Genomic DNA, 13,915 nt, shown 5'->3' on the forward strand with positions numbered 1-13,915 from the left:
TACGGCCCGGTCACGCTCGGCACCATTGCTTATCGGGCGGATCAATTAAGAACGCCAAAGCGCTGTGGACCTTGGGGACAACGCTGCGCGTTGCCCCCAGGGTCCACAGCCCCAACAACAGCAGGCCTGAACGAAACGAGAATTGTGTTACCCATGTCGTCGGTTTGAACTGTTACCCATGTCGCCGGTTGCTCAGAGTTCTGGGCGCGCAGTTCAACTAAAATTCCATCCCACTCTAGTTGCCGGAACGACACATCGGCTCGCGGCCCTGCGTGCGCCGATCCGGCCGGCGTTGACATCCACCGTCCGATCGGGCGATGTTACATTGTAACGCCGCGATGGCAGGGGATTGGCCGCGCGGTGTGGGGCGTTTTGGGATGAAATGGTTTCGGTCGAATGTGAGGCATGCTGCCCGGCTCGCGTTGTTCGCGATGCTGGTGCAGTTCGCGCTGACGTTCGGCCACAGCCACTGGTTCGCGCGGGCCGCGCCCCTCGCCCAATCCTCGCTCCAGCAGACCGACGGCGCCAAGGACAGCGCCAAGGGCGCTGCTGCGATGGGCCGCGCCGCAGTCCAGACGCAATCGCCGGCCGGTCCCGACCGCGAGCATCCGGGCGAGGACAATTGCGCGATCTGCGCCGTCGTCGCGATGGCGGGCACAATTGTGTTCGCGACGTCGCCCGTGCTGCTGCTGCCGCAAGCGATCGAACTGCTCCACCGCACCACCGGCGCCGAATTCATCCATCTGAAATCCGCCGGCACGGCATTCCAGCCCCGCGCCCCTCCCGCGTCCTGACCTCCAACGCTTGATCACGCCCAGCCTCGCTAAATGTCGGCGAATGCCTGGGGAGAAGTTGAAGTCGAATTCCGTCGCACCGCGACGGCAGGCCGCCTCCGATCAGCAGACAATACAATCATGCGGACGGCGCCTGAGTGGAATCAGGACCATGTCATTTCAATCGCGACGCGCGCAGCGTCTTGGCGGAGCAAGCCTGCTCCTGCTCGGGGCCGCCGCCACACCAGCCTTGGCCCAGTCGGCCGAGGACAAGTCGTCGACCGAGATTCCCGCCGTCACCGTGACGGCGCCGAGCCCGATCGTGCGCAGAGCGGTGGTGCCTTCCCGCACCGCAGGCCGCGGCACGCGGACCGCGCGAGTGCGCAGCCGCCAACAAACGGCGGAAGCGACGCCCGCGGCGTCCGCGCCCGCCGCGCCGCAGCAGGGCGTGCTGCCTGTTGTGACCAACCAGTTCGCTACCGTCACCGTGGTGCCGAACGAGGAGATCCGCCGCGAGGGCGGCGGCCAGCTCGGCGATCTCCTGTTCTCCAAGCCCGGCATCACCGGCTCGAGCTTCGCACCCGGCGCCTCCAGCCGGCCGATCATCAGGGGTCTCGATGTCAACCGCGTCGGCATCGTCGAGAACGGCACCAATGCCGGCGGCGCCTCCGATCTCGGTGAGGACCATTTCGTCCCGGTCGATCCGCTCGCCACCAACCAGATCGAAGTGGTGCGCGGGCCGGCGGCGCTGCGCTACGGCTCGACCTCGATCGGCGGCGTCGTCAGCGCCACCAACAACCGGATTCCGGACGCGATGCCTGCGTGCGCGCCCTCATTCCAGAGCTATGGCATGCCGGCCAAGGCCCCGCTCGCGAGCGCCGCGACCGCTCCTTGCGTCACCGCCGAGACGCGCACCGCGTTCAGCTCGGTCGATCGCGGCGTCGAGAGCGGCGTGCTGCTCGACACGGGCGGCGGCAATTTTGCATTCCATGCCGACGCCTATGGCCGCACGACCTCCGACTACTATATCCCGAGCTATCCCTATCTGACCGACCAGTCGCGCCCGGTGAACGGCCGTCAGCCCAACTCGGCGACGCGCTCGGACGGCGCCTCGATCGGCGGCTCCTACTTCTTCCAGGGCGGCTATATCGGCGCATCGATCACGCAGAACGACTCGCTCTACCACATCCCCGGCATCGACGGCGCCGACCACAACACGCGGATCGACGCACATCAGACCAAGATCAACGTCAAAGGCGAGTACCACCCCGACGCGGCCGCGATCGACGCGGTCCGCTTCTGGGCCGGCGCGACCGACTACCGGCACAACGAGATCGGCCTTGCCGATCCCGGCAACCCCAACAGCGACGGCGTGCGCCAGACCTTCACCAACAAGGAGCAGGAGATCCGCACCGAGGTGCAGCTGATGCCGTTCAATGCCCGCTTCGCCGAGGTGACGACGGCGCTCGGCTTCCAGGTCGGACATCAGGAATTGAGTGCGCCGAGCCCCGACAATCCCGGCACGCTGTTCAACGGCCTGTGGGACCCGAACAACAGCACGCGCGTTGCTGGTTACGCCTTCAACGAGTTCAAGTTCACGGAGGCGACGCGGGCACAGATCGCCGGTCGCATCGAGCATGTCGAGCTGCACGGCACGACGCCTGATTTCCCCGCCGATTACCTGCCCGACGGCACGCCGCAGACGGCGATCGCGCGCAATCCGTCCTTCACGCCGAAGAGCGGCAGCATCGGTCTGCTGCAGGACCTGCCGGGTGGCATGGTCGGCAGCCTCACCGCGCAATATGTCGAGCGCGCGCCGAAGGCTGCCGAGCTGTTTTCACGCGGCGGCCATGACGCGACCGCGACGTTCGACATCGGTAATCCGAACCTCACCATCGAGACCGCGAAATCGATCGAGGTCGGCGTGCGCAGGGCGACGGGGCCGTTCCGGTTCGAGGCGACGGTCTACTACACGCATTTCGACAATTTCATCTATCGCCGCCTCACCGGCGTGTCCTGCGATGACGACTTTGCGTCCTGCGGGGGACCAGATGGCGAGCTGAACCAGGCGGTCTATTCGCAACGCAATGCCAATTTCCGCGGTGGCGAATTCCAGTCGCAGCTCGACGTCGGCGCCTTCCAGGGCGGCATCTGGGGCATCGAGAACCAGCTCGACTTCGTCCGCGCCACCTTCAGCGACGGCACCAACGTGCCGCGGATTCCGCCGCTCAGAATGGGCGGCGGCGTATTCTGGCGCGACGACAACTGGCTGATGCGCGTCAACCTGCTGCACGCCTTCGCGCAGAACAACGTCGCGGTGATCGCGGAGACGCCGACAGCGGGCTACAATTTGCTGAAAGCCGAGGTCAGCTACAAGACCAAGCTCGACCGCAACTGGTTCGGCGCGCGCGAAATGATGGCCGGCATCGTCGGCAACAATCTCCTCAACGAGAACATCCGCAACTCGGTTTCCTACACCAAGGACGAGGTGCTGATGCCCGGCATTGGCGTGCGGGCATTCGCGAACTTCAAGTTCTAAGCTCATACAGTCGGGGCCCACAGCGGCCCCGGCTGGCCTCGCCCGGCTGGTTCACGCCGTCGCAATGACAGAGTATGGGCACTGCCGCTGCGCTTCCCATTCACAGCGTCGTAGCACCTACCCGCGCGCCTTGCTCCAGTCCGGCGCAACCCGCCCGGATACGCCTTCGAAAGCGCCGTCGACGAGCTCGAACACCAGAATGCGGGCGGGGTCAACCGGACCCGGCATGGTGACGCGGCCCTTTGCGACCGGCTTGAAGCCGACGCGGCTGTAATAGGCTTCGTCGCCGACCAGGAGCACGATGGCGTGGCCTTTTTCCTTGGCGTCCTTCAGCGCGCGCTCCATCAGGAGACGGCCGATGCCGCGGTCGCGGAACGGCGGCTCCACGGTGAGCGGCCCCAGCAGCAGCGCCGGCGTGTCGCCGATCAGGATCGGCAACTGCCTGACCGAGCCGACCAGCAGCGTCCCAACGCGCGCGGTGAAGGACAATTCGAGCAGATGGTCGACATGCTCGCGGATGCGGTAGGCGCTGAGCACGAAGCGGCCGGGGCCGAAGGTGCGTTCGTGCAGCCGTTCGATCGCCTGAGCGTCGCCGGCGGCCTCGGGAAGGATGGTGAGTGAGAGATCGCTCATGTCAGCGCGCGGGATAGCACCTGAACGCAGCGCGGTCCATCGGGCAGCAAAGATGCTCAGTTCCTTTTTCAGCGCCGACGGGAGAGGTGTTCTGATTCGCCGGTTTGCACTGTTGAACGACAACCCTCACGCACCAGCACGGGCCGCCCTCATCGCCACGTCGCAATCAGCGGCTTGCCGTCCAGCACTTCGGCGATCCGCAGCCGTGTGCCGGGCGTGGTCCCCTCGGGCAGCGCCGTGATCGCGAAGAACCCGCATTCGACGATCTCGCGGTTCGGTCCGGGCAGGCGGTCCTGGCTGAACTGCCTGACGACGTAGACGGCGACGTGGTCGCGGCGGGAGACGTGGCTGTTGAGGAAGATGCCGTGCAGCATGGCGTCCCCGGTGAGATCAATGTCGCCCTCCTCCTTGAGTTCGCGCCGCAGCGCCTGCGCCATGGTCTCGCCGAAGTCGACGCCGCCGCCGGGCAGGTACCATCCGGTGACGTAGCTGTGCCTGACCAGAAACACCCGATTCTCGGCGTCCAGCACCACGGCGCGGACGCCGAGCGTCATGCCGCGGACCAGCAGGAAATAGGCATGGAAGAGACGCCGCAGCAGCGGCTCGCATTGTCGTCGAATGCTGTTCAGACGTTCTCGCATCAGGCCTTCTTGACGCCCCGTTTCGAGCCGCGCTTGCGCGCTGGCTGCGACCTTGCCATTACAGCGGAGCAATAGCGAGGCAATCGCGCGCCATGGCCCCCTTCACGCTCGCCCATCTGTCCGACCCGCATCTGCCGCCACTGCCGAAGCCGCGGCTGATCGAGCTCGCGGGCAAGCGCGCGCTCGGCTACATCAACTGGACGCGCAACCGGCACAAATACCAGCGCCGCGAGGTGCTCGACGCGCTGGTCGCCGATATGAAGGCCCAGGCGCCCGACCACATCGCCGTGACGGGCGATCTCGTCAACCTCGCGCTGGAAGCCGAGTTCGCGCCGGCCCTGGCCTGGCTCGAAAGCGTCGGTCCGCCCGAGCGCGTCACCGCGATTCCCGGCAATCACGACGCCTATGTCAGCGCGACGCGCCATCGCTTCGGCGAGACGTTCCTGCACTACATCGCCGCGGATACGCCCGATACCGCAGCCTTCCCCGCCGTGCGCCGGCGCGGGCCGCTCGCGCTGATCAGCCTGTCCACGGCGGTGCCGACCCTGCCGCTGATGGCGACGGGCACGCTCGGGCGCGATCAGCTCGCGGCCCTCGCAGAGGTGCTCGAGCGGCTCGCGGCGGAAGACGTCTTCCGCGTGCTGCTGGTGCACCATCCGCTGAGATCCGTCGCGCGCCAGAAGCGGATGACGGACGCGGCCGAGCTGCTGGCACTGTTGAAACGGCATGGCGTCGAGCTGATTCTGCACGGGCACGACCACATTCATTCGACGATGTGGTTCGAGGGCCCGAACGGCAACATTGCCGCACTCGGCGTGCCTTCCGCCTCGGCGCTCGCGCACGGACGTTACCCGGCGGCGGCGTATAACCTGTTCACAATCGAAAAGGACAATTCCGGCTGGCGCTGCGAGCAGACGGTGCGGAGCCTGGGCGCTGGATTTCAGATCGGGCAGATCAAGCATGCGCGGTTGATTTGAGGCCATCGTCATTTTCCGGGGGCGCGCGGCAGGCGAGCTCTGATGCGCAATTGCGCATCAGAGAATCCATTCACCCGCATGCGCTGTGGCCCGGTGGATTCCGGCGCTCATGCTTCGCATGCCCGGGAATGACGACGGAGAGAGCCTCACCAGCTCCGCAAGGCGGCCAGCACAGCGAGGCCGAACAGCGCCGCGGCGCCGAGGATGAAGCCGAACAGGAACGGCCACACGCGCGAGCGGCGCGGCGGCGCGGCGGCGGGCTTCGGCTCGGGCGGCACCACCATCGCGCGCTCGCGCTCGATCATGCGGCGCGCGACATAGTCGGTGACGGCCTCGACGATAACGGCGGTGTCGTGCGATTCGGCGAGCACGATGCGGCCGAAGCGGGTGTCCTGGACGAAGCGGTACATCCGCTTGTCACGCCCCATCAAGATGTGGGCGACGACGTCGATCCAGAGCCTCGGCGTATCGCCCTGGCTGATGCCACGGTCGAACAGCTCGATCTGCTCCGGCACCTGCGCGAACAGAGGATCGAGCGCGTCGTTGAGGATCTCCAGCCGGGCCACCTCGGCATCTCTGAGGTCGACGACCACGCCGGTCCGGTCGGCGGCCTCGATCCGGGCGCGCAACAGTGCATCGCGCAGCCGCACCGGGCGCGGCTGGCTGGGATGAATCCCGCTGGTTTCGGGCTCTGACATTGTCGGCCTCGTCCTCAAACACGGGAATTAACCTATCAGCAACCACAGCGCCCGCAAAGGGTCCACAATTCCAGATACTTACGGCGCCCACAGACGTTTCACCTGTGCCAAAAACAGACGATCCCACCCAGGCTAAGGCCTGGATGGGACCATCCGTCCTTGGACGTCTTCTTAGTTAGATCGGCAGCCGGAATCCTTAGGCCGAGACCCGCGAAGGCTCCTCCACGATGGAGAAGCGGACGCCGGCCTTGTAGCGGCTCTCTTCCGACACCTCGCGCCAGCAGTCTTCGGCTTCCTTGCGGGTCTTGAACGGACCTTTGACCTGAGCCGAGCCTTCCACGAGCTTGTGGAAGTTCATCGAACCGAACTCGCCGCCGATCACCCAGAAATTGCTGCCTTTGGTCATGTCAGTCTCCTGTCGAAGTGCGTGATGCGTTAGCCGAACTGGTTCATCGTGTTGTGGGCGCCGCCCGCCTTCAGGGCAGCTTCGCCGGCGAAGTACTCCTTGTGGTCGTCGCCGATATCGGAGCCGGCCATGTTCTGATGCTTCACGCAGGCGATGCCCTGACGGATCTCGGCGCGCTGGACGTTCTTGACGTAGCCGAGCATGCCCTGCTCGCCGAAGTATTCCCGCGCCAGATTGTCGGTCGACAGCGCCGCCGTGTGATAGGTCGGCAACGTGATCAGATGGTGGAAGATGCCGGCACGCTTGGCCGAATCCGCCTGGAAGGTGCGGATGCGCTCGTCGGCTTCCTTCGCCAGCGGCGTGTCGTCATATTCCGCCTTCATCAGCTCGGCACGGTTGTACTGGCTGACGTCCTTGCCGGCTTCCTTCATCGCATCGTAGACCTGCCAACGGAAGTTGAGGGTCCAGTTGAACGACGGCGAGTTGTTGTAGGCCAGCTTCGCGTTCGGAACCACCTTGCGGATGCGGTCGACCATCTTGGCGATCTGCTCGATATGCGGCTTCTCGGTCTCGATCCAGAGCAGGTCGGCGCCGTTCTGAAGCGAGGTGATACAGTCCAGTACGCAGCGGTCTTCGCCGGTGCCCGGGCGGAACTGGTAGAGGTTGGAGGGCAGCCGCTTCGGACGCATCATCTTGCCGTTGCGGTTGATGATGACGTCGCCGTTCCTGGCGTTCTCCGCCGTCACTTCCTCGCAATCCAGGAAGCTGTTGTACTGGTCGCCGATGTCGCCGGGCCTGTGGCTGACGGCGATCTGCTGCGTCAAGCCGGCGCCGAGCGAGTCGGTGCGGGTCACGACGACGCCGTCTTCGACGCCGAGCTCGAGGAAGGCGTGGCGGCAGGCGCGGATCTTCGCGAGGAAGACGTCATGCGGCACGGTGACCTTGCCGTCCTGGTGGCCGCACTGCTTCTCGTCGGAGACCTGGTTCTCGATCTGGAGCGCGCAGGCGCCCGCTTCGATCATCTTCTTGGCAAGCAGATAGGTCGCCTCCGCATTGCCGAAGCCGGCGTCGATGTCGGCGATGACGGGCACGACATGGGTCTGGAAGTTGTCGATCTTCTCGATCAGCTCCTTCTCCCTGACCTTGTCGCCTTCCTTGCGGGCCTTGTCGAGCGCGCGGAAGATATCGTTGAGCTCGCGCGAGTCGGCCTGGCGCAGGAAAGTGTAGAGCTCCTCGATCAGGGCGGGCACCGAGGTCTTCTCGTGCATCGACTGGTCGGGCAGCGGGCCGAACTCGGAGCGCAGCGCGGCGATCATCCAGCCCGACAAATACAGGTAGGTGCGATCGGTCTTGCCAAAGTGCTTCTTGACCGAGATCAGCTTCTGCTGCGCGATGAAGCCGTGCCAGCAGCCGAGCGACTGGGTGTACTTGGTGGGGTCGCCGTCATAGGCGGCCATGTCGGCCCGCATCAGCGCGGCGGTGTAGCGGGCGATATCGAGGCCGGTCTTGAAACGGTTCTGCAGGCGCATGCGTGCGACGGCCTCGGCCTTCACCCCGTTCCAGGTCGGCTGGGTCTCAAGGAGCGCCTGAGCCGCCTCGATCTCGCTCTGATACGAAGCCGGGCGCAGGAGGGTGCTGATGCCGCGGGGCTGATAGTTCATGTGCCTGATCCTTTCGCGGTCGATGGCGAGCCATCGACATTCTTGACAATGCATTGCGAAATGCGTGTCAGGAGCTAAACGCGAAAACAGAAACTTCGTATAGATGGCTTGTTTCTTATTGGTGATGTCATGTAACATAAGAACATGTAATACATGTTACTTTGTAAATTTTGTAAATTATAGGTCAGCAAGACTGTCCTTGATGCCTACGGAGTCCTGAGAAATGCCCGTCGATTCCGGGAAGAAACTGTTCTCCGGGAAGAAACTGTTCGTCGGCCCGCGCTTTCGGAGGATCCGGCAGCAATTGGGGCTGTCGCAGACCCAGATCGCCGAGGGGCTCTCGATCTCGCCGAGCTATGTCAACCTGATCGAGCGCAACCAGCGCCCGGTGACCGCGCAGATCCTGCTGCGGCTGGCCGAGACCTATGACCTCGACCTGCGCGACCTCGCCACTGCCGATGAGGACCGCTTCTTCGCCGAGCTCAACGAAATCTTCTCCGATCCCTTGTTCCGCCAGATCGACGTGCCCAAGCAGGAGCTGCGCGACCTCGCCGAGCTTTGCCCCGGCGTGACTCATGCGCTGCAACGGCTCTATGCCGCCTATACCGAAGCGCGCCAGGGCGAGACGCTGGCGGCCGCGCAAATGGCCGACCGCGACGTCGGCACGCGTTATGAGGCCAATCCGGTCGAGCGCGTACGCGAACTGATCGAGGCCAATCGCAACTATTTCCCGGAGCTGGAGCAGGCCGCGGAAAACCTTCGCGATGAGCTGAACGTGCCGGCCGAAGGGCTCTACGCGGCGCTGGCCGCGCGCTTGCGCGAAAAGCATTCGATCCAGACCCGCATCATGCCCGTCGACGTGATGCGCGAGACGCTGCGGCGGTTCGATCGCCATCGCCGTCAGCTCCTGATCTCCGAGCTGGTCGACCCGCCCGGCCGTGCGTTCCAGCTCGCCTTCCAGCTCGGCTTAGGTGAATGCGCGCAGCATTTCGAGACTATCATCGGCCGATCCGGCCCGCTCGACGACGCGCCGCGGCGGCTGTTCCGCATCACGCTCGGCAATTATTTTGCAGCCGCCGTCATGATGCCCTACCCGGCGTTCCTCGCCGCGGCCGAGGCGCTCAATTACGACATCCAGGTGCTGGCGCAGCGCTTCAATTCCGGTTTCGAGCAGGTCTGCCACCGCCTCACCACTCTGCAGCGGCCCAACGCGCGCGGCATTCCGTTCTTTCTCTTGCGCGTCGACAATGCCGGCAACGTCTCGAAGCGCTTCTCCTCCGGCACGTTCCCGTTCTCCAAATTCGGCGGCACCTGCCCCTTGTGGAACGTGCACTCGACCTTCGACACGCCGGACCGCCTGCTCAAGCAGGTGATCGAGCTTCCCGATGGCACGCGCTATTTCTCGATCGCGCAGATGGTGCGCCGCCCCGTCGCGCCGCACCCGCTGCCGCAACCGCGTTTCGCCATCGGCCTCGGCTGCGAGATCCGTCACGCCGCGCGCCTGACCTACGCTGCGGGCATCGACCTGGAGAAGACCGAGGGCACGCCGATCGGCGTCAACTGCCGTCTCTGTGAGCGCGAAAACTGCGCCCAGCGTGCCGAGCCGCCGATCACGCGCACCCTGATCCTGGATGAGACGACGCGGCGGGTGTCGAGTTTCGCCTTCTCGAATGCACGGGAATTGTGAAGCCGGGAGCAGTGGGGCGCAGGGTGCATTTGGCCAATGGCGCGCGCCACGTCCTCCTGTCGTCGCCCGCGAAGGCGGGGCATGCCAGTTGAAGATAGAGCTCTAACGCGCCCCGCCGCCTACGCCAGCGTATGCACGATCACCGGCCCGGCCGCAGCGCTCGCATGTCCCGCGAGCAGCGGAGCCAGATCCTTCTCGATCCAGGCGATCGCGCGCCGGTTCGCCTCCTCCGCCTGTTCGAACTTGTCGAAGATCGAGATCGCGGTCACCGTGTCGTCGCCGGCATAGACGACGTAATAAGCGCGGAAACCATCGACGTCGCTGATGATCGGGACGGCGCCGTCCTTGATGCGGCGCGCCAGCTCTTCAGCGCTCCCGCTTTTCGCCTTGGCCTGACGGATGGCGGCATACATGACATCCTCCTTCCGGCTACTGATGTAAGGGCCTGGTGCCCGGAGTGGATGTTACGCCGAAGCGCGCCGCCGATCCACGCTTGGTTAACCTCGCCCTAATCCGACGCCGCGATCTGCAACCAAGGATTAAGCACGCCTCAACATCGGTGCCTTAGTCTTGCCCCACTCACGTTTCGCGAACAACGGTGGCTTATCCTGCCGGGCGAGGTGAGATCAGGGGGTTCATCATGCGCATTGCGTTGCTGCTGACCGCAACCATCGTCGGCGCGCTCTTCGCCAATCCATCCATTGCCGGATCGCTCGATGCGTCGACTGACGCAGCGCAGCCGCTGCCGCCGGGCTTCCAGAGCTACCGCGGCTACATGTTCGATTTGTCCGAGAATCGCGACCGCAAGGATGTCGACAAGCTCACCAGCAATCTGAAGAGCCAGATCGACGTGGTCGAAGGCGTCGGCCTGTCGCCGCGCGTGCTGCGCTTCTTCCACACCGTTCCGATCGTCGCGAGCGAGCTGGCCTGCCTCGACGAAGGTGCCGCGACCGCCTGCTACGGCAGGGTCACACCGGACATCCAGCGCAGCGCTCCCCGGACGCTGACGGTCTGGGATCCGGACAAGCAGCGCTGGACCAATCCGAATGCGGTCGATCTCGCGGTCGATTCGGGGCTCGGCGTGATCATGCTGCGGCCCGACATGATGCGTTACGAGAAGGAGGCTGTGCTGCTGCACGAGCTCCTGCATGCCTACCACGCGCGGCTGTTGCCGGACGGCTACGCCAACAAGGGCGTGATCGCCTATTACGTCCTGGCCAAGTCCAAGGACCTGCTGCCCAGGGAATCCTATGCGATGAAGAATCCCATGGAGTTCTTTGCCGTGACCGCGAGCATCTTCCTGGCCGGCAAGAGCGAATTCCACGATCCGAAGTCTCGCGAGGCGCTCAAGGAAAAGTTGCCGGACTATTACAAATACCTGGTCGGCGTGTTCGGCTTCGACCCCGACCCTGCAGCCCCAAGCGGTCCGGTCGCCTCGCTGAAGTGAGGCTGACGTCGCGCTTCCTGCGCCAGATGACATCAGAGCCGCGCAAAATGCGCGGCTTTTTTGTTTTGTAAACCGGAAGCTGCGGATGGCGGCTCAGCGGGAATTGCCAAGGTGGGGGCCGATCTGCATAGTCCCGCCCGCATCGATATTGTTTTCGAAGGGGATAGAACAACATGGCGGACGCCGACCTGGATGTCGTGATCCGGCAACTGGCCAGACAACTGCATACGGGCCTGATGACCCGCGCCAAGCAGCGGCGGGATCGCTTCAACGGCCTTGCCGCCAAGGCCAAGGGCAAGGAGACCAGCGACCGCTTCAAGATGATGGCCAAGGCCACCCTGGAGCAGGCCACCGCCGCCGCCAAGCGCCTCCAGATGTCCGCGGACAACGTCGCCGACAGCTACGCCCGCGCCATGCGCCTCGCCGCCAGCACGCCGGCCGCGGCAAAGGTGGAGAAGACGGCGAAGGAGAAGCCGGTGAAGAAGGCTGCGAAGGCGAAGAAGGCCAAAGCCAAGAAGGCGAAGTAATCAGCTCACCTTCTCGGCGCGGCGAGCCGAGTCGGCTCGGCGCTGGCGAGTTCGGCGAGCTTGGCACGTGCCGCCTCATGGGTGCGGCCGTCCTTGCCGGGCGGCAGCGCCAGCGCGGCCTCGAAATCGGCCCGTGCGTCGTCGGTCTGGCCGCGGGCGAGGAATGCAAAGCCGCGGTCGAGGCGGGCCTGCGCGTCCGAGGGGTCGAGGCGGACCGCCGTGTTGTAGCTCAGGATGGCGCGGTCGAGATCGCCTTTGGCGGCGAGCGCGAGACCGCGCTGGTGATAGGGCGCGGCGAGCTTGGGGTCATGCGCGATCGCCTCGTCATAATCCGCAATCGCAAGCTCCAGATCACCGTTCTGCCGGCGCGCCAGCGCGCGGTCTCGATAGAGTGAGGCGCGGTTGGGATTGAGATGGATGGCCTCATCGAAATCGGCGATCGCCCGCCTGAAGTCGCCATGGCGCAGCGCGATCCGTCCGCGCCCCTCATAGGCGAACGCGATCAGCGAGCCGCGCAGCGGCGAGAAGCCGATCACGGCCGAGCAGATGTCGGGATCGTCCTCGTCGCCGCAATTGACGACCATGTGCGTGGACAGCCCAATAAGCACGCAAAGGACGATCAGCAATGGTACGGCAGCTCTGGTCATCTTCGACGGTGACCGGCAGAGGGCCGGTCACGCATCCCCTTTCGAAGAAGTGGTCTCGCCGGGATGTTAACACCGGCGCCGGGGATCCTGTGTGCGCCAGGTCACAAAACAGAGCGCAATTTCCAGCCGGTGTGCCGCATCAGCCCCAAGGACCGCGCGAAGAGGAGCGGCCCCACGGGCTTCGCGGCGGATAGTTCTCGTTAGCGCCGAGCGACGGCGCTGACCGCGCGCCGAGTTCGGCCGCGAGCTGTTGAAGCGCCGCGATGCGGTTCTGGGTCGAGGGATGCGTGGCGAACAGATTGTCGACGCCGTGGCCCGACAGCGGATTGATGATGAACATGTGCGCGGTCGCGGGATTCCGCTCCGCCTCGAAGTTCGGCACCTGATGCGCGGCGCCCTCGATCTTCACCAACGCGGACGCCAGCCACATCGGCTGTCCCACGATGCGCGCACCGAGATTGTCGGCGGCATATTCGCGGGTGCGGCTGATCGCCATCTGCACCAGCATGGCGCCGAGCGGGGCAAGGATCATCATCAGGATCGAGCCGACGATGCCCAGACCGTTGTTGTTGTCGCGATTGCCGCCGAAAAACATGCCAAACTGCGCCAGCATAGAGATCGCGCCGGCGATCGTCGCGGTGATCGTCATCAGAAGCGTGTCGTGATGTTTGATATGCGCCAGCTCGTGCGCGATCACGCCGGCGAGCTCCTCGCGGCTGAGCTGGTTCACCAGGCCGGTGGTGACGGCCACCGCGGCGTTCTCCGGGTTGCGGCCGGTCGCGAACGCGTTGGGCTGAGCCTCGTCCATCAGGAACACGCGCGGCATCGGCAGGCCGGCGCGGCCCGCAAGCTCGGCGACGAGGCCGACCAACTCCGGCGCGCTGGCACGGTCGACCTCATGGGCGCCGTACATCGAGAGCACCATGCGGTCAGAGTTCCAGTAGGTGAAGAGATTGGTCGCGGCGGCAATGACGAGCGCGATCATGGCGCCCGAGGCACCGCCGATCAGATACCCCACGCCCATGAACAGGGCAGTGAGGCCTGCGAGCAGCATTGCGGTACGAAGATAGTTCATGGCCGTCTCCTGGCGCGGCCGCGGGCGAGCCTCTGGCCGGCTCCAACGAGGTATGAATGCTGCCTGTGACCGCAAGGTTCGTGCGTCGCCCGGCCGCAGATCGATGGCAGTGCGGCCAGCCTTTCCCCCGCCCCTAAACCTTGACGGAGATTTACGCAAAAACACACGTGGGCGCTTAGCAACCTGGAAAGCGCAGCATTGGCT

Annotated in this window: 14 protein-coding genes; 6 read left to right on the plus strand and 8 right to left on the minus strand. The window is 65.0% G+C overall.

The window, feature by feature from the left end; translation table 11 throughout:
- Window positions 1–377 precede the first annotated feature (377 nt).
- Window positions 378–794 (plus strand): DUF2946 family protein, encoded by a 417-nt coding sequence (locus IVA78_RS19235; RefSeq protein WP_247279598.1) that lies wholly within the window; start codon window positions 378–380, stop codon window positions 792–794.
- 151 nt (window positions 795–945) lie between these two features.
- The gene (locus IVA78_RS19240; protein ID WP_247279597.1) at window positions 946–3,312 is read left to right on the plus strand and encodes a TonB-dependent receptor; all 2,367 of its coding nucleotides are present in this window, start codon (window positions 946–948) and stop codon (window positions 3,310–3,312) included.
- Between the two features lie 117 nt (window positions 3,313–3,429).
- On the opposite strand, the gene IVA78_RS19245 is transcribed toward IVA78_RS19240, so the two are convergent.
- Together IVA78_RS19245 and IVA78_RS19250 are read right to left on the minus strand one after the other, a co-directional pair.
- Window positions 3,430–3,945, minus strand: a complete 516-nt coding sequence (locus IVA78_RS19245) for an N-acetyltransferase (protein ID WP_247279596.1) — start codon at window positions 3,943–3,945, stop codon at window positions 3,430–3,432.
- Between the two features lie 149 nt (window positions 3,946–4,094).
- Window positions 4,095–4,586: an NUDIX domain-containing protein gene (locus tag IVA78_RS19250; RefSeq protein ID WP_247279595.1), complete on the minus strand. Its 492-nt coding sequence runs from the start codon at window positions 4,584–4,586 to the stop codon at window positions 4,095–4,097.
- Between the two features lie 92 nt (window positions 4,587–4,678).
- Between IVA78_RS19250 and IVA78_RS19255 the strand changes: the two genes are divergently transcribed.
- Entirely contained in the window at window positions 4,679–5,563 is an 885-nt protein-coding gene (locus tag IVA78_RS19255; protein ID WP_247467040.1) for a metallophosphoesterase, read from the plus strand.
- Window positions 5,564–5,709: 146 nt separating this feature from the next.
- Here the strand turns inward: IVA78_RS19255 and IVA78_RS19260 are convergent, their stop codons facing one another.
- From IVA78_RS19260 to IVA78_RS19270, 3 genes are all read right to left on the minus strand, one after another.
- The gene (locus IVA78_RS19260) at window positions 5,710–6,261 is read right to left on the minus strand and encodes a hypothetical protein (protein WP_247279593.1); all 552 of its coding nucleotides are present in this window, start codon (window positions 6,259–6,261) and stop codon (window positions 5,710–5,712) included.
- A 196-nt stretch (window positions 6,262–6,457) separates the two neighbouring features.
- Entirely contained in the window at window positions 6,458–6,667 is a 210-nt protein-coding gene (locus tag IVA78_RS19265) for a hypothetical protein (RefSeq protein WP_247279592.1), read from the minus strand.
- Between the two features lie 29 nt (window positions 6,668–6,696).
- The gene (locus IVA78_RS19270; RefSeq protein ID WP_247279591.1) at window positions 6,697–8,328 is read right to left on the minus strand and encodes an isocitrate lyase; all 1,632 of its coding nucleotides are present in this window, start codon (window positions 8,326–8,328) and stop codon (window positions 6,697–6,699) included.
- Between the two features lie 223 nt (window positions 8,329–8,551).
- On the opposite strand from IVA78_RS19270, the gene IVA78_RS19275 reads away from it, so the two are divergent.
- On the plus strand, window positions 8,552–10,015 hold the full coding sequence (locus IVA78_RS19275) for a short-chain fatty acyl-CoA regulator family protein (RefSeq protein ID WP_247279590.1): 1,464 nt from the start codon (window positions 8,552–8,554) through the stop codon (window positions 10,013–10,015).
- Between the two features lie 119 nt (window positions 10,016–10,134).
- Here the strand turns inward: IVA78_RS19275 and IVA78_RS19280 are convergent, their stop codons facing one another.
- Window positions 10,135–10,428, minus strand: a complete 294-nt coding sequence (locus tag IVA78_RS19280; RefSeq protein ID WP_247279589.1) for an antibiotic biosynthesis monooxygenase — start codon at window positions 10,426–10,428, stop codon at window positions 10,135–10,137.
- A gap of 227 nt (window positions 10,429–10,655) precedes the next feature.
- Between IVA78_RS19280 and IVA78_RS19285 the strand changes: the two genes are divergently transcribed.
- Together IVA78_RS19285 and IVA78_RS19290 are read left to right on the plus strand one after the other, a co-directional pair.
- Window positions 10,656–11,462 (plus strand): hypothetical protein, encoded by an 807-nt coding sequence (locus IVA78_RS19285; protein WP_247279588.1) that lies wholly within the window; start codon window positions 10,656–10,658, stop codon window positions 11,460–11,462.
- Between the two features lie 173 nt (window positions 11,463–11,635).
- Complete coding sequence (locus IVA78_RS19290; protein ID WP_247279587.1) at window positions 11,636–11,989, plus strand: hypothetical protein; 354 nt, start codon at window positions 11,636–11,638, stop codon at window positions 11,987–11,989.
- Window positions 11,990–11,994: 5 nt separating this feature from the next.
- Here the strand turns inward: IVA78_RS19290 and IVA78_RS19295 are convergent, their stop codons facing one another.
- Together IVA78_RS19295 and htpX are read right to left on the minus strand one after the other, a co-directional pair.
- On the minus strand, window positions 11,995–12,636 hold the full coding sequence (locus tag IVA78_RS19295; RefSeq protein WP_247415682.1) for a tetratricopeptide repeat protein: 642 nt from the start codon (window positions 12,634–12,636) through the stop codon (window positions 11,995–11,997).
- A gap of 139 nt (window positions 12,637–12,775) precedes the next feature.
- The gene (gene htpX / locus IVA78_RS19300; RefSeq protein ID WP_247279585.1) at window positions 12,776–13,711 is read right to left on the minus strand and encodes a zinc metalloprotease HtpX; all 936 of its coding nucleotides are present in this window, start codon (window positions 13,709–13,711) and stop codon (window positions 12,776–12,778) included.
- Between the last annotated feature and the right edge of the window lie 204 nt (window positions 13,712–13,915).

Origin of the sequence: Bradyrhizobium sp. 137, from assembly GCF_023074095.1 — a bacterium.
Taxonomy (GTDB): Bacteria; Pseudomonadota; Alphaproteobacteria; order Rhizobiales; family Xanthobacteraceae; genus Bradyrhizobium.